21 protein-coding genes are annotated in these 16,354 nt (G+C 41.4%); 15 read left to right on the plus strand and 6 right to left on the minus strand.

Translation table 11 applies throughout. The features are described from left to right. Positions 1-46: 46 nt before the first annotated feature. From radC to mutM, 7 genes are all read left to right on the plus strand, one after another. Positions 47-721: a DNA repair protein RadC gene (radC, locus tag KUL10_RS15155; RefSeq protein ID WP_110429793.1), complete on the plus strand. Its 675-nt coding sequence runs from the start codon at positions 47-49 to the stop codon at positions 719-721. Between the two features lie 160 nt (positions 722-881). After that, the gene (locus KUL10_RS15160; RefSeq protein ID WP_110429794.1) at positions 882-1,637 is read left to right on the plus strand and encodes a glycosyltransferase family 25 protein; all 756 of its coding nucleotides are present in this window, start codon (positions 882-884) and stop codon (positions 1,635-1,637) included. A gap of 2 nt (positions 1,638-1,639) precedes the next feature. Continuing rightward, a complete protein-coding gene (locus KUL10_RS15165) occupies positions 1,640-2,503 on the plus strand; it encodes a glycosyltransferase family 2 protein (protein WP_110429795.1) in 864 nt (287 codons plus the stop codon). A 219-nt stretch (positions 2,504-2,722) separates the two neighbouring features. Beyond that, positions 2,723-2,959, plus strand: coding sequence for a 50S ribosomal protein L28 (gene rpmB, locus KUL10_RS15170; protein WP_110429796.1), 237 nt, complete (start codon positions 2,723-2,725; stop codon positions 2,957-2,959). Positions 2,960-2,968: 9 nt separating this feature from the next. Beyond that, positions 2,969-3,124, plus strand: a complete 156-nt coding sequence (gene rpmG, locus KUL10_RS15175) for a 50S ribosomal protein L33 (protein WP_110429797.1) — start codon at positions 2,969-2,971, stop codon at positions 3,122-3,124. A gap of 259 nt (positions 3,125-3,383) precedes the next feature. Then, positions 3,384-3,797 carry a hypothetical protein gene (locus tag KUL10_RS15180; RefSeq protein ID WP_233499852.1) on the plus strand — a complete coding sequence of 138 codons (414 nt, stop codon included), beginning with the start codon at positions 3,384-3,386 and terminating at the stop codon, positions 3,795-3,797. A 6-nt stretch (positions 3,798-3,803) separates the two neighbouring features. Then, positions 3,804-4,616 (plus strand): bifunctional DNA-formamidopyrimidine glycosylase/DNA-(apurinic or apyrimidinic site) lyase, encoded by an 813-nt coding sequence (mutM, locus tag KUL10_RS15185; RefSeq protein ID WP_110429799.1) that lies wholly within the window; start codon positions 3,804-3,806, stop codon positions 4,614-4,616. On the opposite strand, the gene coaD is transcribed toward mutM, so the two are convergent. Then, a complete protein-coding gene (coaD, locus tag KUL10_RS15190) occupies positions 4,617-5,108 on the minus strand; it encodes a pantetheine-phosphate adenylyltransferase (RefSeq protein WP_110429800.1) in 492 nt (163 codons plus the stop codon). A gap of 168 nt (positions 5,109-5,276) precedes the next feature. Here coaD and KUL10_RS15195 point away from each other — a divergent pair, with 168 nt between their 5' ends. Continuing rightward, entirely contained in the window at positions 5,277-6,746 is a 1,470-nt protein-coding gene (locus KUL10_RS15195; protein ID WP_110429857.1) for a capsule assembly Wzi family protein, read from the plus strand. Between the two features lie 25 nt (positions 6,747-6,771). Here the strand turns inward: KUL10_RS15195 and KUL10_RS15200 are convergent, their stop codons facing one another. After that, entirely contained in the window at positions 6,772-7,524 is a 753-nt protein-coding gene (locus KUL10_RS15200; protein WP_158525402.1) for a 3-deoxy-D-manno-octulosonic acid kinase, read from the minus strand. An 84-nt stretch (positions 7,525-7,608) separates the two neighbouring features. Between KUL10_RS15200 and KUL10_RS15205 the strand changes: the two genes are divergently transcribed. Next, positions 7,609-8,688 (plus strand): glycosyltransferase family 9 protein, encoded by a 1,080-nt coding sequence (locus KUL10_RS15205; protein WP_110429802.1) that lies wholly within the window; start codon positions 7,609-7,611, stop codon positions 8,686-8,688. Here KUL10_RS15205 and KUL10_RS15210 read toward each other — a convergent pair. Together KUL10_RS15210 and KUL10_RS15215 are read right to left on the minus strand one after the other, a co-directional pair. After that, positions 8,665-9,864, minus strand: coding sequence for a type II toxin-antitoxin system HipA family toxin (locus KUL10_RS15210; RefSeq protein WP_110429803.1), 1,200 nt, complete (start codon positions 9,862-9,864; stop codon positions 8,665-8,667). The genes KUL10_RS15205 and KUL10_RS15210 overlap by 24 nt on opposite strands. Then, positions 9,854-10,144 carry a helix-turn-helix transcriptional regulator gene (locus KUL10_RS15215; RefSeq protein ID WP_110429804.1) on the minus strand — a complete coding sequence of 97 codons (291 nt, stop codon included), beginning with the start codon at positions 10,142-10,144 and terminating at the stop codon, positions 9,854-9,856. The genes KUL10_RS15210 and KUL10_RS15215 overlap by 11 nt, the downstream gene beginning before the upstream one ends. Before the next feature lie 246 nt (positions 10,145-10,390). On the opposite strand from KUL10_RS15215, the gene kbl reads away from it, so the two are divergent. The 4 genes from kbl (at position 10,391) to KUL10_RS15235 (ending at position 13,988) form a co-directional block, all read left to right on the plus strand. Then, complete coding sequence (kbl, locus tag KUL10_RS15220; RefSeq protein ID WP_110429805.1) at positions 10,391-11,584, plus strand: glycine C-acetyltransferase; 1,194 nt, start codon at positions 10,391-10,393, stop codon at positions 11,582-11,584. 29 nt (positions 11,585-11,613) lie between these two features. Continuing rightward, the gene (gene tdh / locus KUL10_RS15225; RefSeq protein WP_110429858.1) at positions 11,614-12,642 is read left to right on the plus strand and encodes an L-threonine 3-dehydrogenase; all 1,029 of its coding nucleotides are present in this window, start codon (positions 11,614-11,616) and stop codon (positions 12,640-12,642) included. An 89-nt stretch (positions 12,643-12,731) separates the two neighbouring features. Further along, complete coding sequence (gene glpE, locus KUL10_RS15230) at positions 12,732-13,055, plus strand: thiosulfate sulfurtransferase GlpE (protein WP_110429806.1); 324 nt, start codon at positions 12,732-12,734, stop codon at positions 13,053-13,055. 6 nt (positions 13,056-13,061) lie between these two features. Further along, positions 13,062-13,988, plus strand: a complete 927-nt coding sequence (locus KUL10_RS15235; protein ID WP_110429807.1) for a rhomboid family intramembrane serine protease — start codon at positions 13,062-13,064, stop codon at positions 13,986-13,988. Here the strand turns inward: KUL10_RS15235 and KUL10_RS15240 are convergent. After that, positions 13,963-14,394 (minus strand): flagellar basal body-associated protein FliL, encoded by a 432-nt coding sequence (locus tag KUL10_RS15240; protein ID WP_110429859.1) that lies wholly within the window; start codon positions 14,392-14,394, stop codon positions 13,963-13,965. The two genes, KUL10_RS15235 and KUL10_RS15240, sit on opposite strands and share 26 nt — an antisense overlap. Before the next feature lie 166 nt (positions 14,395-14,560). Between KUL10_RS15240 and KUL10_RS15245 the strand changes: the two genes are divergently transcribed. Together KUL10_RS15245 and ubiA are read left to right on the plus strand one after the other, a co-directional pair. Further along, positions 14,561-15,100 carry a chorismate lyase gene (locus KUL10_RS15245; protein ID WP_110429808.1) on the plus strand — a complete coding sequence of 180 codons (540 nt, stop codon included), beginning with the start codon at positions 14,561-14,563 and terminating at the stop codon, positions 15,098-15,100. Beyond that, positions 15,100-15,969, plus strand: coding sequence for a 4-hydroxybenzoate octaprenyltransferase (ubiA, locus tag KUL10_RS15250; protein ID WP_110429809.1), 870 nt, complete (start codon positions 15,100-15,102; stop codon positions 15,967-15,969). Before KUL10_RS15245 ends, ubiA begins: the two co-directional genes overlap by 1 nt. A gap of 13 nt (positions 15,970-15,982) precedes the next feature. Here the strand turns inward: ubiA and KUL10_RS15255 are convergent, their stop codons facing one another. Next, a complete protein-coding gene (locus KUL10_RS15255; RefSeq protein WP_110429810.1) occupies positions 15,983-16,237 on the minus strand; it encodes an accessory factor UbiK family protein in 255 nt (84 codons plus the stop codon). Positions 16,238-16,354 lie beyond the last annotated feature (117 nt).

The following is a 16,354-nucleotide window of genomic DNA, read 5'->3' on the forward strand; positions in this document are numbered from 1 at the left end:
TCATAATGTCTTTGTATTGTGGCAAAGAACGCCAAGGAATGGAAATATGAAAATAACGAATTGGCCGATGGAAGAACGGCCGCGTGAAAAACTAATGGCATTTGGTGCACACACGCTCTCTGATGCTGAATTACTGGCAATCATTATTCACACCGGTGTAAAAGGTGTCAGTGCGGTTCAGCTTGCGCGCGAGGCCTTGAATAAATTTGGTTCACTCAGAGCAGTGTTGGTCGCTCAACAAAGTCAGATAGAAAAAACCAAAGGGTTTGGAAAAGCAAAATATGCTGTGTTAGCCGCGTGTAGTGAACTTCACAAACGCTCATTCGCACAAAGCTTAAAGCGAGATATTGCGTTTACTCAAGCAGATAAAACCTCTGATTATTTGATTTCGCAGTTGCGCGATAAGTCTTCGGAAGTGTTTTGTATGCTGATGTTAGACAGTCAGCATCAACTGATTGCCTTTCGCGAAATGTTTAAAGGAACGATCAACGCAGCGGCGGTTTACCCAAGAGAGCTCGTCAAGCAAGCAATTGAAGATAACGCAGCAGCGGTGATCTTGGCGCATAATCATCCATCGGGAATAGCTGAACCTAGCCAAGCTGATATTCAAATAACGGAGCGAATTAAACATGCAATGCAACTGGTTGATGTAAGGGTACTAGATCATTTTATTGTCGGCGATTGCACGGCTGTTTCGTTTGCTCAACGAGGCCTTTTGTAAGCCTTAAAAATTGGGCTGTGAAAAATGCCACAATGACTTCACTGCAATTTAACGGCTTTCTCGTCAAAGCCAACATATTATCGAAAAACTTGGATAAGCGTTTTATCATTTTTGTTGTATGCGATATGATTCGCGCTATTCGTCTTAATTCACGCAATCTATGTCTTCGAAAATCTTCTTAATAAATTTAGCTAGGTCCAAGGATCGACTCGCGTGTTGTCGAGCTGAATTTAACAAAGCAGGTTTGCCTTTTGAGCGAATTGAAGCAATAGATGGTGTAGATTTAACACAAGCACAAGTCAATGAGTATTATCAATGGCATCGCTCTGACTACTACAAAGAGTTATCCAAGGGAGAGTTGGCTTGTTACTTAAGCCATCGTGTAGCATGGCAAAAGATAATAGATGAAAATTTAGACTTCGCAGTGATATTTGAAGATGACATAGGCGTCAGCAGTCAAACGCCCGATGCTATTCATGCAATTTCCGGTATTAAGCAAGAGTGGGATTATATTAAGTTAGCCGAATTTCCTGTGAAGCGTGATATTGCGCATGAATACTCGTTAAAGCTTAATGATATCCAATTTAATTTGGTGACTTATCAAAAAGTACCCAATAGAACGTGTGCACAAGTAGTCTCTCGAAGCGGAGCTAAAAAATTGCTTGAGCACTCAAAAAGTATCAGTCGACCGATCGACATAGATTTACAGTATTGGTGGGAAAAAGACTTAAAATTGTTTGGCTTAAAGCCATATCCCATTAGAGTCAATATCGGCCAAAAAAGTACCATCGATCAAGCGGGTTCGCGAAAGAAATCCAAACGCAGCGCAATAAGACAGGTGACGAGTAAAATTTCCTTTTTAAAGCGCAACCAAAAAGCATTAAAAGCCCGCTTAAAAGCGCTCAACGGTAGTTAACTATGAAAGATAGCCCCTTATTTATTTCAGTTATTTTTTCCACGTACAACTCTCCAGAGTGGATGCTCAAAACGTTGTGGGGATTGCACTTTCAGACGTACCAGCAATTTGAAATTATTATTGCAGATGATGGTTCATCTAAAGAAACAAAACACGCGATTGACGCATTTTGTCAACAAACTGGGCGAAGTATTAAACATGTCTGGCAGCCAGATGAAGGGTTTCAGAAAACTAAAATCCTAAACAAAGCCCTAAAAGAAAGTGCGGGTGAGTATATTTTGTTTACTGACGGTGATTGCATCTTACGCAAAGACTTTCTTCAAGTTCATGCAGAAAACGCTCAAAAGGGTTACTTTTTGTCTGGTGGTTATTTCAAACTACCTATGCAAACAAGCCAGACAATTACAAAGAAAGAAATTGAATCTGGGCAAGCGTTTGATGTTAAGTGGCTATGTGAAAACGGTCTTAAAAAAACGCATAAAACAATGAAGTTAACAGCCCGCGGTGCAAAGGCCAAATTACTCAATAGACTCACGCCAACGAAAGCAACATGGAACGGACACAACGTATCGGGTTGGCGAAGTGACATATTCGCTGCAAATGGGTTTGATGAGCGCATGCAATACGGAGGAGAAGACCGAGAGTTAGGCGAACGATTGTTTAATGCTGGTATAAAATCCAAGCAAATTCGATACTCTGCTATTTGCGTGCATCTTGACCATGCAAGAGGCTATGTCAAACAAGAAATGCGCGACAAAAACAAAGCTATTAGAAAAGAAACAAAAGATAAAAGACTAACTTGGACAAGTTACGGGATAAAATCTGAAACAACAAGTAATGCAAAGAATGACGAGGGAAGTGCTTAAAAATTGTCAAATTGACACATTAAAACAGAGAATTTGGGGCAATTAGTGAAATCTAGTAAAATAATCGTACATAAAGCGATCTTTTTATTGAATTAAACCATCATTTCCTGTATAAAATGCGCCCTCATTATTAAAGACGTTTGACGTTGAAGGCGGCACTTAGAAATTAGCCACTTCGTAAATGAGTCAAACAAAAACAGTTGTTCTGGAGACAATAAGATGTCAAGAGTATGTATAGTAACAGGCAAGCGTCCTGCAGTGGGTAACAACCGCTCTCACGCTAGAAACGCGACACGTCGTCGTTTTTTACCAAACCTTCAAACGCACCGTTTTTGGGTTGAAAGCGAAAATCGCTTTGTTAAACTTCGCTTATCTACTAAAGGTATGCGCATTATCGATAAAAAGGGTATTGATTCAGTATTAACTGACATCCGTGCTCGTGGCGAAAAAATCTAAGGAAATCCAATGAGAGATAAAATCAAATTAGTTTCATCTGCTGGTACGGGTTTCTACTACACCACAGACAAAAACAAGCGTAATATGCCGGGCAAAATGGAAATCAAAAAGTTTGATCCAGTTGTTCGTAAGCACGTTATGTTCAAGGAAGCAAAAATCAAGTAAGACTTTGTCTTAAGACTTGTTTGTCTCCACGAAAACCCAGCTAATGCTGGGTTTTTCGCGTTTTGTGACTCTTTTTTATGACATGTCAATTAACTAACTTTCAATAACACACAAGCTTACTAATAATATCAGTGACCCTAGGGTATGATTCCGTTAGTATATTTCTATTCTTTATTTTTATTTAATCAACAATAGGTTAGCGATGGCTCGGCTTTCACAAAAGGCATGGAACAATGTCATAATTTTTAGCATGCTGATTATGATTACTGTCTTAAATCTTGATCGTTTCGGTAGCGAAGATGACGGCCCGCAAACCATTCTAGATAATGGTGAAATCGTGTTGAGTATGCAAGTTGATCTCAACATTATAGAAAGAGTGGGGCAATCATGGCGCATATCCCCTAAAAGCCCTGCTTATTCTGAAAATGTCCCGGCAGAATCTTTAGCCATATTAGTTCAAAACTGGCAGCGCGCTATTGTTAAAGAGCCTCTAGAGCCCTTTGATATCACTATGTTTGAAAGGCCTAATCATGTCGTCGCTATTTGGTTAGCAGGCGAACAACAAAGTCGTGTTTATCCTATTGTTAGATTCCAAGATTCTGTTTACATAAAGGTAAACAACGAAGCTAAACTGCTAGATTTTCCAAACCTTTCTCAACTCGTTTCTTGGTAGCTAAACATGCCCGAATTACCCGAAGTCGAAGTAACCAAGTTAGGCATCGCCCCATTAATTACAGGCAAAACAATAACCGCAGTGCGTGTGCACCAGCGGCAATTGCGCTGGCTTGTACCTGATGATGTTCAATTGTGTGTTGGTCAAATAATTAATTCTGTGACGCGCAGAGCTAAATATCTATTTATTAATACAAATGTAGGGTCGATGGTCTTGCATCTGGGTATGTCTGGCAAAATGCGCGTGATTGATACTTCCTTGCACAAGCAAAAACATGATCATATTGAAATTGAGTTAAACGATGGCAAAAAGTTAGTCTTAAATGATGCGAGAAGGTTTGGAAGTTGCCTATGGCAAACACCGCAAGGCGAACCATTGAAGCTTTTAGCTGCGCTTGGGCCAGAGCCTCTCACAGATGATTTTCATGCGAATTATTTATTCGAGAAGTCACGCAATAAGGTAACGCCAATTAAGAGTTTTATTATGGATAATGCCATTGTTGTGGGTGTTGGCAATATCTATGCAAGTGAGTCTTTATTTAAGTCTGGTATAGACCCACGGCGAGCGGCAGGTCGTGTTAGTTTGAAGCGTTACCGAGTATTAACCGACAACATAAAGTGGGTACTAGCAAAAGCGATTGAACAGGGCGGCACCACCCTCAAAGACTTTGCTCAAGCGGATGGAAATCCAGGATATTTCGCACAAGAATTAAATGTATATGGACGAGCAGGAAAGGAATGCACAGTGTGTCAGACGGCAATCAAAGCAAAAGTGATTGCACAACGCAACACCTTCTTTTGCACGACATGTCAGCGTTAATTACTGCTTATCCGAAAACTTTTCATTGAGTGCTTTAAATACGACGGGTGGACAAAATCCACTCACATCACCTTGATGTAATGCTACTTCTTTGACAAGCGTTGAAGAGATAAACGAATTCTCTTCTGATGGCGTTAAAAAAACACTTTCGAGTTCTCGATTTAGGCGTCGATTCATATTGGCCAACTGAAACTCGTACTCGAAATCTGAAACTGCACGTAAGCCCCGTATCAGTATATTAGCCCCTTCAGTTTTGGCTAAGTCAGCCAATAAGCCAGTAAAGCCAATCACTGTCACATTGTCCAAATGTTCCGTGACTTCTTTAATCATTTTAACGCGTTCTTCTAGGGTAAACATCGGTTGTTTGTTAGGGTTATAGGCAACTGCGACAACGACATCATGAAACATATTAGCCGCACGTTGGATGAGGTCTGCATGACCGTTAGTAATAGGATCGAAAGTGCCGGGATAAATCGCTTTTATTTGCGTCATGTCTGCGTAACTTTTATGGTTAAAAAAATAAGAGTATGACACTAACGTAAACTTGGCGAATATTGCAATTATTTATGGGTAAAAACATATGTTACTTCAGTCGTATGGGGTATCATTTTGTTTCGTTATTGCTTTTTATCTAAATTTTTTATTGATGCGAGTTCGTATTTGAAAACAACAAGCTTTTGGCCACGTATCTTTCTGGTTTTCTTTGTTTTGCAAATTGGTTTAGCGAAGGCTTCCCCATTTATTGGTCTAAACGACAAACAATTACACCATGATCTTCAGACACTATCTGAATGGGGATATTTAGACGCAACGGTAACTACGTATCCTGTTCCTTGGAAAGGGGTTGCGTCACAGATTAAGCGTCTTAAAAGTGCAGACATGCCATATATGCCGGCACAAGCGCTCAACAGACTAAAGCATTATTTACATATGGCTCAGTCCGAAAAGCAATTGAGCTTTTTTGAAATTCAAGGTAACAGCGATACCCCTAGACTAACTGCGTTAGATGGTGCTAATTATCATCAAATTTCTGCAACCATTAAGCATCAAGTATTGTTTGACCAAGTGTATGTTCAAGGTGCTGTTACGATCGATCAAGATGGAGACGTTAATTTTGATCATTCTTTAATGGCTTATCAGTTTGAAAACTGGCAGGTTCGAGTAGGTGCGATCGAGCAGTATTGGGGACCATCTCAGGCCAGTAGTTTAATTTTGTCGAATAATGCGAGGCCATTACCTGCAATAGCCGTATCTCGAGGATCGACATCTGTTTCATCTAGTCCTTGGCTCAGTTGGCTGGGTAATTGGTACTACACAGGGCAACTTGCTTTTCTTGAGTCAAATAGAACCGTACCCAATGCCAAACTTCTTTTGAACAGATTTACATTTTCGCCTATTAAACGATTAGAGATAGGTGCTTCATGGGCGGTGATGTGGGGTGGCGATACGCAAACAGAAGGGTTGAGTGAGTTTCTCAAGATGATCACTTTTCAAAGCACTTGTTTGAAGCCAGCAGGTGACTGCACAAGGGCTGAAGAAACCAAACAAGGCAATCACCTTGCAGGCTTTGATCTCAAGTATAGTTTTAACGTGTGGGACAGGCCCGTTACGATTTACGCTCAACGTATTGGTGAAGATGCGACAGATAACATCAAGATTACAGATAATGCTAATTTAATCGGAGCATCCACTTATCTAGGTGCAGCGAAAATCTTTGTTGAAACCAGTGATACTCAAATTAGCTGTATAAGTGCAGAGTCAACAGTCACAAACTGCTTTTATGAACACGGCACTTATAAAACGGGATATCGCTACCGAGGGCGTGCTATCGGTAGCACGTTTGATAGCGACGCTAAGCAAGTCACACTAGGTACAAACTATCGCTTTAAAGGCGGTGCCATAGCTGAAGTATTACTGCGTAAAGTTGAGTTAAATCCGGATGGGCGCTTACCATCCCCTGTTTTGACCGATGCAACTAGTGAAGATTTACTTCAGATAAGTGGGTTTTACCAAAGACCTATAGGCGACTGGTTGATCAAAGCCGGTGGTAGCATAGAAAAACGAGATTTTGACGGAACAGAAACGCAAACTGATGCGTCGCTATATATAAATTCAACTTACTCGTTTTAACAAATAAATGAGTTAGCGTGCTCTATCAATCGCTGTAGGCGTTGAGCAAGATGGCCCATTTATCTTCACTAAAAGCATAGTTTTCGTATTTGGCCGCTTGTTTGCGTAAAGAGCGTTTGAAGCGGTCTATATTTTTAGATTTCCAAGACTCGCCTTGCTTTAGTTCACAACTATCAAAATCTAAAAGCACAACTTCATTGCGCTTTGTTATCAACACATTTTTGACATTCAGATCATAGTGACAAGCTTGAGCGCTATGCAGTTTCTTTATTTCCTCGCCGACTTTGTGCCATATATCTTCTGTTACGCCCTTATCAAGAAGGCATTCGTGTAACTCTTTTGCATCAGCAATAAGCTCGGTCATAATGTCGCATTGGTAACTCAAACCAAGTACTCGAACTTTAGCCGCGATAGGCCGAGGGACGTTAACGCCTTTTTTGTGAAGGTGCTCTAAAATAGCTAGCTCGCGAAATGCCCGTGTATTTTGAATGCCAGCAAAGACAAATTTATCTTTTACTAATTTGGCGATCAAGCCTCCGCGGTAGTAGTGTCGCAAGACAACTTCTATATCGCCAAAGTTAAAGAAATAAACCGTTCCACGCCCTTCTGCGGTTCTGTTGATCAACTTATGTTTTTTTAGATAATCAGGTGCGAAGTAATCTAGCATGTCTTTGCCGTGCATGACCTCGCCAAAGCTGTCTTTTAAGGGGGACGGTGTCAGCAAATAAGTTTGATATTTTGCACCGATCGCGGAGACTTTTTGTACATCCAGATTCATTAAAAAGTGATTACTGTTCAAAACCTTATAGATTCGGTTAACATAGCAAACAAACCTCGCTATCGCCATCGGATTTAACTTAACGTGACTTCAAGCTATCAACTTTGTATTTTACGCCTTTCTGCGATTGGTGATGTATGCCACGCAGCTGCAATGGTCAATGAGATCTGTTCCCGCCTACCTCAGGTGAAAATCACTTGGATAATCGGTAAAGTTGAATATCAATTATTAAAAGGCTTACCGAATGTTGAATTTATTGTCTATGACAAAAAAGGCGGTAAAGCAGCGAAACAGAAAGTCAAAGACCAACTGGCTGGGCGCAAATTTGATGCTTTGTTTTTGATGCAGGTAGCACTTAGAGCAAATTTACTTTCGTTAGTTGTCAATGCTAAGCGCCGAATCGGGTTTGACTGGGAGCGCAGTAAAGAAGGGCATCGATTATTTGTGAATGAATACATTGCAAAGCAAACACATGGTCATGTGCTTGAGGGCTTTATGGGATTTGCGGATAAGCTGTTTTTTGAAATGGATGTGGCAAAACTTGAAAAACATCCAAATACGACACGTTATCAACCGTCTTGGAATATTCCCATTTCTGAAGACGATAAACAGTGGGTTGATGAGCAGCTTAATGCACTGGGAAAGTTCATTGTAATTAGTCCGGCAGCATCAAAAGCAGAGCGAAATTGGCATGCTCAAGGTTACGCAACAGTTGCAGCTCGCGCATCCGAATTGGGATACAAGGTTGTCTTATGCGGTGGTCCAGGCCCACTTGATAAGCTGATATCTGATCAGATTTTGGCAATCAACGGGCATATTGATTTGAACTTAGTCGGTAAAACCACTTTAAAACAAATGCTACAGGTTTTGGCGAAAGCAAGTTTAGTCGTTGCGCCTGATACCGGCCCTGCGCATATGGCAACAACGGTTAATACGCCAGTACTTGGACTATACGCACATAGTAACCCGCTGCGAACAGGGCCTTATTTGAGCCTTGAACATACCATAAGCGTGTATGATGAATGTATCGAAGAGCAGCATCATAAACCTTGGACTTCTTTAAAGTGGGGGATCCGAGCCAAAGGCAGTGACTTGATGAGTCGTATAGACGAGGCACGAGTTATCAAAATGCTAGAAAAACTACTTAATACGATTAACAATTGAATCTAGGCGCCTTATATCACCTTCTCCTACACCGTCAGCTATAAAAGCTGGTTTCCATTCATCCACTATTTCGCTGATGTCATTCACGATCGTTGATGCTTTTTTGTTTTTTAAGCCAAAGCGAGTGCATTGGCTCATGATATTCTCAATCGTGCCTAAACGACCGTATTCACCAATACCGATGCCATGTTGTCTTTGATTATTTATCGGTAAGACATCATAAGCTGGCGATAAGAGCCAACCTTGTTGGTCAAAATCGTAAAGAAAAGCATGATTCCTTGCGTGGTCATCAGTATTGCCAATCAGCACATTAAAAACCATGCGTTTAAATAATTCATGAGCATCCTCGGGTCGTGCACCATATTTCATAATGAATTCTGCAATTGCCCCATATGAGTAGTCTCGAGAAAGGTCAGCTTCGCTAACTTTGGCTTTATTAAAAATGGTATTGGCACTCATATAATGGCACTTCGGACGATGCTTGATTCTATCAAACCTTTCCACCATTAATAGATGGTCAGTTGGCGTTGGCATTACCTTGGTCACTGAAACCTTACAATCAGCTTGTCGCAGCAAGTTCATTGATGCATGCTCTACTTTTGCAACATTAAATAGGTCATCTTGTCGATTGAATTTAACCAGGTAGTTTTTGTTCTCGTCATCAATGAGTGTTTTGGGTCTTGCTCCGCCCATGCTTGCGCCGTATTGAAATGCTTTTTTCGCTTCGTTAGGGATTTCTTCATCATTTAAAATTGCGTCTTTGGCACGTAAAAGTACCGATAAATCCCCTACCGTATTTCGGCTTTTTTTTCGCTTGCAATGGGCTCGCGAAAGGCTAAAAACAAGCGCGCCTGCTCCCATTCCAGAACCAGCTAAAAGCATTTCAAGTTTGTTGTTCGGTGTGGTGTCATGAGTTGAAAGAATTACTTTTTCTCCCCACGAATCTGGACCGGCATCTAGTAATACATTAAAAAGTCCAGAACGACTATGAATAGAAAACACCGAATCATTTAAGGGAAGTCTTATTGGATCTAGCGCAAATGCATCGGCTCTTGAAAGATATGATAAGCCGTATCGGAATTCTCCATAAGCTTCTTTGATATTAATACGCACGACCCCACAAATAACAGGGCGCTCTTCAATGCCATCAATATACACATAAGCTTCAGAAATCATTTGATAATACTTTGGGTGGTTTTCTTTGTTTTCGTTGTTTTGTTGTTCCTATTTGCTTCTGTAAAGCTGTGACAACTTCACCGATATCATCAAGCAAACCGAAATGTTCAAGCGCCATAAACAGCGAAGTGGAAACGACGGGTTTTCCATTTTCTATTGCAGAAACTGTTCGCCTGCTTATACCCAAACGAGCTGCAAATTCTGTTTGGTCCATCGATATCGCTCTTTTGGATTTGATCAGTTCGCCTAAACTTTTCAGTAAGTCGCTTTGTTTATGCATTATATTAAATTCATTAGGTTCTTATGAGTTAAATATAATGCATAAATATTGAAAGTGCAATTTCATAAAAATCGCTCAGCTTGAGTCTACACCCATTTAGATACTGTTAATATTTCTTTACAATCAAGTGAATGGCAGCGAGCCTTAAACTATACTCCGTGTAAGTCAAAAAATAGTGATGGATGCTAGACTCCTCACTTATTTTATATAGCCAATATTTGCCATCAACAAAAAAGAGAACCCAGTATGTCTTCAAGTTTTATTGCACATCTTCAATCAAAAATAGACGCCACCAAACAGGATGGCCTTTATAAGCAAGAGCGCGTAATTACCTCTCAACAAAGTGCCGATATTACTGTTTCGAAAACGCAAGATGTACTGAACTTTTGTGCAAACAATTACTTGGGCTTAGCGAATCATCCGGATTTGATTGAAGCGGCCAAACAGGGGTTGGAGTCTCATGGCTTTGGGGTGGCGTCGGTTCGATTTATCTGTGGTACGCAAGATATCCATAAGCAACTAGAGCAAAAAATTAGCGAATTCTTAGGCACAGAAGACACTATTCTTTATCCTTCTTGCTTTGATGCAAACGGCGGGTTGTTTGAAACGGTACTTGAACCAGAAGATGCAGTGATTTCAGATAGCCTTAACCACGCAAGTATCATCGATGGTGTGCGTTTGAGTAAAGCAAAGCGTTATCGCTATGACAGTAACAATATGCAAGCCTTAGAAGAGCAACTTATTAAGGCCAATGAAGACGGTGCGCGGTTTAAATTGATTGCTACTGACGGTGTGTTTTCGATGGACGGTGTGATTGCAGATTTAAAAGGTATTTGCGATTTAGCTGATAAGTACGATGCCATGGTAATGGTAGATGATTGTCATGCAACCGGGTTTGTCGGCGAACAAGGGCGAGGCAGCCACGAGTATTGTGATGTGATGGGACGCGTCGATATCTTGACTGGAACACTAGGCAAAGCGTTAGGTGGAGCGTCAGGTGGTTACACCTCTGGTAAAAAGGAAGTCATAGATTGGCTTAGACAGCGTTCACGCCCTTACCTTTTCTCAAACTCAGTTGCGCCGCCGATTGTTTCTGCGTCTTTAAAAGTGTTTGATATGCTTACAGATGGAGACGAATTACGCGCCACCTTGATTCGAAATAGTCAGCACTTTAGAAGTCGAATGGAAGCGGCTGGTTTTACTCTCTCGGGCAAAGATCACGCAATTATTCCAGTGATGTTGGGCGATGCTAAATTGGCAAGCGTCATGGCTGAAAAAATGCTCGAGCGTGGCATCTACGTCGTTGGTTTCTCTTTCCCAGTTGTACCAAAAGGCAAGGCCCGTATTCGCACGCAGATGTCTGCGGCGCATACCATCGCGCATATCGACCAAGCCGTTGATGCATTTATTGAAGTGGGCAAAGAGCTAGGAGTGATCTAATGGGCGTTATGAATAAGCATCAATCATCAATGAAGTCCTTATCCAAACTCAAGTCTGAAAAAGGCATTTGGATGGTTGATAACCCGGTGCCAACGATTGGTCCCAATGACTTGTTGATCAAAATTCGCAAAACCGCTATTTGTGGTACCGATATGCATATCTTCAACTGGGATGAATGGTCTCAGCAAACGATTCCTGTGCCGATGATAGTGGGTCACGAGTATGTTGGAGAAGTATTAGAGATTGGCCAAGAAGTGGCTGGTTTTTCAATCGGTGACAGGGTATCGGGTGAAGGCCATATCACCTGTGGTCACTGTCGAAACTGCCGAGCAGGGCGAAGACACCTTTGCCGAAATACAACGGGTGTAGGTGTTAATCGACAAGGTGCGTTTGCAGAATATTTGGTTATTCCTGCATTCAATGCGTTTAAAATCCCCGATAATATTTCAGACCAAATGGCCGCCATTTTTGACCCCTTTGGCAACGCTGTTCACACTGCGCTTTCATTTGATTTAGTGGGCGAAGACGTTTTAATAACAGGTGCTGGCCCAATTGGTATCATGGCAGCTGCGGTTGCAAAGCACGTCGGTGCAAGGCATGTTGTGATTACTGATATTAACGAATACCGTCTTGATTTAGCTCGTAAAATGGGGGCAACTCGCGCGGTCAACGTGATGTCAGAAGATCTAAAAGATGTCATGAATGAGCTTGGCATGACTGAAGGTTTTGATATTGGTTTAGAAATGTCAGGTGTACCCGTGGCCTTTAGGGATATGTTAGACAAGATGAATCACGGCGGCAAAGTTGCCATGCTGGGTATTCCCCCACAAGATGTAGCTGTAGATTGGAACCAGGTGATATTTAAAGGCCTGACAATTAAAGGTGTCTATGGGCGCGAGATGTTTGAGACGTGGTACAAAATGGTTAGTTTGCTACAAAGCGGGCTCGATCTTAGCCCCATCATTACGCACGAATATTCTGTTGACGAATATTTAAGAGGGTTTGAAACAATGGGCTCTGGTCAATCAGGAAAAGTAATTCTCGATTGGCAGTCTTAATAGCTTGATATTCATGCCCTCAGTCCCAATTTCAGCTATTATAAGCAAATATTAATAGCTGATACGCGTCACTCGGATTGGGAGCCTTCATGGAACAGTTTGCACATATATCACCGCAAGATACTAAAAAGCGTTTGGACGAAAACAGCATAAAAGTGGTTGATATCAGGGATGAACAATCATTTGCCTCAGGTCGAATACCTGGTGCATTTCACCTAACTAATGGCTCTATTCAACAGTTTATCAATGATAACGACTTTGAAACACCGGTGGTGGTGTGTTGTTATCATGGGATTAGTTCGCAGCAAGCGGCCCAATACATGTTGCATCAAGGGTTTGAAGAGGTGTATAGCATGGACGGTGGCTTTGAAGCTTGGCGTGGTAACTATGAATTTGAATCAGGTGAGATTTAATACTTCGTGTCTAAAGTACTGATCAGTTTCAAAGCGTCAACAGCGGCGGATTTGCTTTCATCCTATTTAAGCAGTCGCGGTATTCAAAGCGAAGTGGTCTTTAGCGACAATATCTGCGAGCCTGAGAGCACAGAAGTATCGTCTGGATATCAGGTAGCTATTGTAAACGAACGTGATCTCCCAGCTGCTATAACGATAGTCAATGATTTCATCCGAAATCCAAATCAAGCAAAGTTCCAAGATAGTGCTTGGGAGCAAGGCAGTATCTCTTCTCATGCCAATGCAGCAGAAAATGAGGCTTCGAGCAGTGCAAAAGTACTTTATGAATTTAAACGCACGCCGTTTACCTTCATTGTATTAGCCCTTTGTAGCCTTGTTTTCATCGTCAGCTTTTTAGGCTATTTACCGCTAATGGGAGCATTGTTGGAAATACGCCCCTTGGGCGAACTATTGCAAACACACCAATGGTGGCGTTTAGTTGGCCCTAACTTTTTGCATTTTTCATTTATGCATATTGCGTTTAATTTGGTGTGGTGGTGGATGTTGGGAAGGCAACTTGAAATTTCATTTGGCACCAGTGCAATTATCATATTCTTTTTTATTGCCAGTTTGTTTGCCAATGTATCTCAGTTAATTGTTTCTGGCCCTAATTTTGGTGGTTTATCAGGCATCGTATACGCACTTGTTGGTTTTGTATGGTGGATAGGGTTTTTGCGACCTACTTGGTTGATTTCATTGCCAAACAACGTGATTTATTTTTTGTTAGGCTGGTTGATAATCGGTTACTTCGAAATTTTGTGGGTTAATATGGCGAATGAAGCACACACATTTGGGTTGATGTCAGGTTGTCTGATGGCCCTCATTATTCATTTAGGCACCCCAAAAAAAATAGTAAGGTGGATAAAGATTAACCACCCTGTCTTAAGAATTTAGTAAAAATGATGTTCTTCATCACTTCGTCACCTGTTTCTTTTTTCATGATGTCTTTAAAGGCTTGAAGAAGCGTTCTTCTTATATCTTCTCGTCCGGTTAATGACTTAATTTTGTCTTCTGGTTGGGCACCAATAACCTCAATAGCGGTGGCGCGAAGCAGCGGCATATGATGTTCGATATCTGGTATTTTAGTGGGATCGTCAATCATCATTTCGATGGTAATTCTTACGTAGCCCAGTTTTTTAGCATTATCACCTGCGTAATTGGTAATGATGTCTGGCTCTATACCTACATAAGCATAGGCTGGCATCATAGGCGTTGCGTCAGCTTCGTCTTGGGCACTGGCGTGATTGACGGTAAGCGCTAATAAAATCAACCAAAAAAGTGTCGCCAACTTAAATGTCATGGCTTTAGTGTTTTGTAACAACTCAATATAGCTTGTTGGCGTTGTTTTATCACTTGCTGTCGATTGCATTTACTTTGCCCTTTTATTAGTGCATCAAAACTGCGGTTTTCTATTTTGCTGTGGTAGACTTCTTGTTATCGGTTTTAATCACAATTTTCTGAATCTTTTGTCTCAAGAATATAGTTTTCCTGTGGGGTTAAGTGCAAATTGGGTCAATCCTACGCAACTCAAACCCCAGCAGTCGTTATTAAATGACTGGTTGCTTAACACCGGCTCATTAACCGAACGCCTTCAGGCCAATTCAAGCCAGTTTGCTGTACAAGTCATTGGACAGAAAAAACTAGTGCCAGATAGCAGCGAGGCGAGACTCTTACCTGATTTACACAAGTACGAGTGGCAAATTCGAGAAGTTGTTTTATATGGAGATAATCAACCCTGGGTATATGCGCGTTCTGTGCTGCCTGATTTTTTGTGCTCTACTAAATGGGCGGGTCTTGGTACTCAGCCCTTAGGACAGCGCATATTTAATGACGATCAGTTTGTTAGAAGTGGATTTGAGATCGCTAAATTAGCATGTAATCCGATCAACCCAATACAAAAACAGACATTGTGGGCGAGGCGTTCAGTCTTTACTATGGAAGCGTATCACTTACTTGTCGCCGAAGTTTTCTTACCAAACTGTCCCGCTTATCGATCTGGTGCTTAATGCTACTCTTAAAATGGAAAAATAGACGTGCCTATTGGCGCTTAATGCGGGCGGATAAGCCAATTGGTATTTACTTGCTATTGTGGCCGACCATGTGGGCTTTACTACTTGCCTCTTCCGGCTACCCACCGTGGGACATAACACTGATATTTATGTTAGGGGTAATTGTGATGAGAAGTGCAGGTTGTGTCATCAATGATTATGCCGATCGAAACGTTGATGGTGGCGTGGCACGCACAAAAACACGCCCTCTTGTTAGTGGAGAGGTTACGCCAAGAGAAGCGCTTCAATTATTCGCTTTATTGATACTAATCGCGTTTGGGCTGGTGCTTATGCTCAATTGGCAAACGATTCTGCTATCAGTAGGAGCACTGGTTCTGGCGAGTATTTATCCTTTTATGAAGCGCTACACTCATTTACCTCAAGTATTTTTGGGCGCTGCATTTAGTTGGGCGATACCGATGGCGTTTATGGCTATCACGCTCTCTTTACCGGCATGGATATGGCTACTCTACGCCGCAAACCTTTGTTGGACAGTGGCATATGACACTCAATATGCAATCGTTGATAGAGAAGATGACTTGAAGGTCGGCATAAAATCAAGTGCTATATTGTTTGGCAGATATGATTTGTTTGTAATAGCGCTTTTACAAGGGGGAACGATTGCCTTGATGGCAATAGTTGCCCAGGCGCAGCAATTGAATTTGTTTTTTTATATCGCTTTGGTGGGTGCTGCATTGATGTTTGTTAAGCAAGCATTTCAGACACGGACAAGAAATAGAGACGCTTGCTTTAAAGCATTTCTAGAAAATCACGTCATCGGAATGATAATCGCGATTGGTATAGCAGCGAGTTATTGGAGCCCTTAAAAAGCGCTGATGATTATTCGCTGTCTTCTTGTTTTGGCTCTAACGCGGCTATTCTTGCCTCCAAAGCTTCAATCTTTTCGCGAGTACGAATTAAGACCTGACTTTGTACATCAAACTCTTCACGAGTCACAAAGTCTAATTTGGAAAGCTGGGTTTGAAGGTTTTGTTTGACCTTGGTTTCAACTTCATCAGCCATTGATTTAAGACCAGGTGGGATCGCATCTGAGATGTTTTTTGCAATTTCTTCAAGTTTTTTTGGATCTAACATTTTTTATCCTGTGTTCTTAATCGGTTAGCTGATAAAGCTCGGTTGAAGCATATCTAGTTTGATTTTATCACTCAAGCTAGATTAAAGCAGATTAAAAAAGCATTGTCCTGTCTGAGT

It is taken from the genome of Glaciecola sp. KUL10 (genome assembly GCF_003203515.1).
Lineage (GTDB): Bacteria > Pseudomonadota > Gammaproteobacteria > Enterobacterales > Alteromonadaceae > Glaciecola.

Coding starts and splice junctions, on each gene's coding strand:
- radC (WP_110429793.1), top strand. CDS start 47: ATGAAAATAACGAATTGGCCGATGGAAGAACGGCCGCGTGAAAAACTA.
- KUL10_RS15160 (WP_110429794.1), top strand. CDS start 882: ATGTCTTCGAAAATCTTCTTAATAAATTTAGCTAGGTCCAAGGATCGA.
- KUL10_RS15165 (WP_110429795.1), top strand. CDS start 1,640: ATGAAAGATAGCCCCTTATTTATTTCAGTTATTTTTTCCACGTACAAC.
- rpmB (WP_110429796.1), top strand. CDS start 2,723: ATGTCAAGAGTATGTATAGTAACAGGCAAGCGTCCTGCAGTGGGTAAC.
- rpmG (WP_110429797.1), top strand. CDS start 2,969: ATGAGAGATAAAATCAAATTAGTTTCATCTGCTGGTACGGGTTTCTAC.
- KUL10_RS15180 (WP_233499852.1), top strand. CDS start 3,384: ATGATTACTGTCTTAAATCTTGATCGTTTCGGTAGCGAAGATGACGGC.
- mutM (WP_110429799.1), top strand. CDS start 3,804: ATGCCCGAATTACCCGAAGTCGAAGTAACCAAGTTAGGCATCGCCCCA.
- coaD (WP_110429800.1), bottom strand. CDS start 5,108: ATGACGCAAATAAAAGCGATTTATCCCGGCACTTTCGATCCTATTACT.
- KUL10_RS15200 (WP_158525402.1), bottom strand. CDS start 7,524: ATGAATCTGGATGTACAAAAAGTCTCCGCGATCGGTGCAAAATATCAA.
- KUL10_RS15210 (WP_110429803.1), bottom strand. CDS start 9,864: ATGATTTCTGAAGCTTATGTGTATATTGATGGCATTGAAGAGCGCCCT.
- KUL10_RS15215 (WP_110429804.1), bottom strand. CDS start 10,144: ATGCATAAACAAAGCGACTTACTGAAAAGTTTAGGCGAACTGATCAAA.
- kbl (WP_110429805.1), top strand. CDS start 10,391: ATGTCTTCAAGTTTTATTGCACATCTTCAATCAAAAATAGACGCCACC.
- tdh (WP_110429858.1), top strand. CDS start 11,614: ATGAAGTCCTTATCCAAACTCAAGTCTGAAAAAGGCATTTGGATGGTT.
- glpE (WP_110429806.1), top strand. CDS start 12,732: ATGGAACAGTTTGCACATATATCACCGCAAGATACTAAAAAGCGTTTG.
- KUL10_RS15240 (WP_110429859.1), bottom strand. CDS start 14,394: ATGACATTTAAGTTGGCGACACTTTTTTGGTTGATTTTATTAGCGCTT.
- ubiA (WP_110429809.1), top strand. CDS start 15,100: ATGCTACTCTTAAAATGGAAAAATAGACGTGCCTATTGGCGCTTAATG.
- KUL10_RS15255 (WP_110429810.1), bottom strand. CDS start 16,237: ATGTTAGATCCAAAAAAACTTGAAGAAATTGCAAAAAACATCTCAGAT.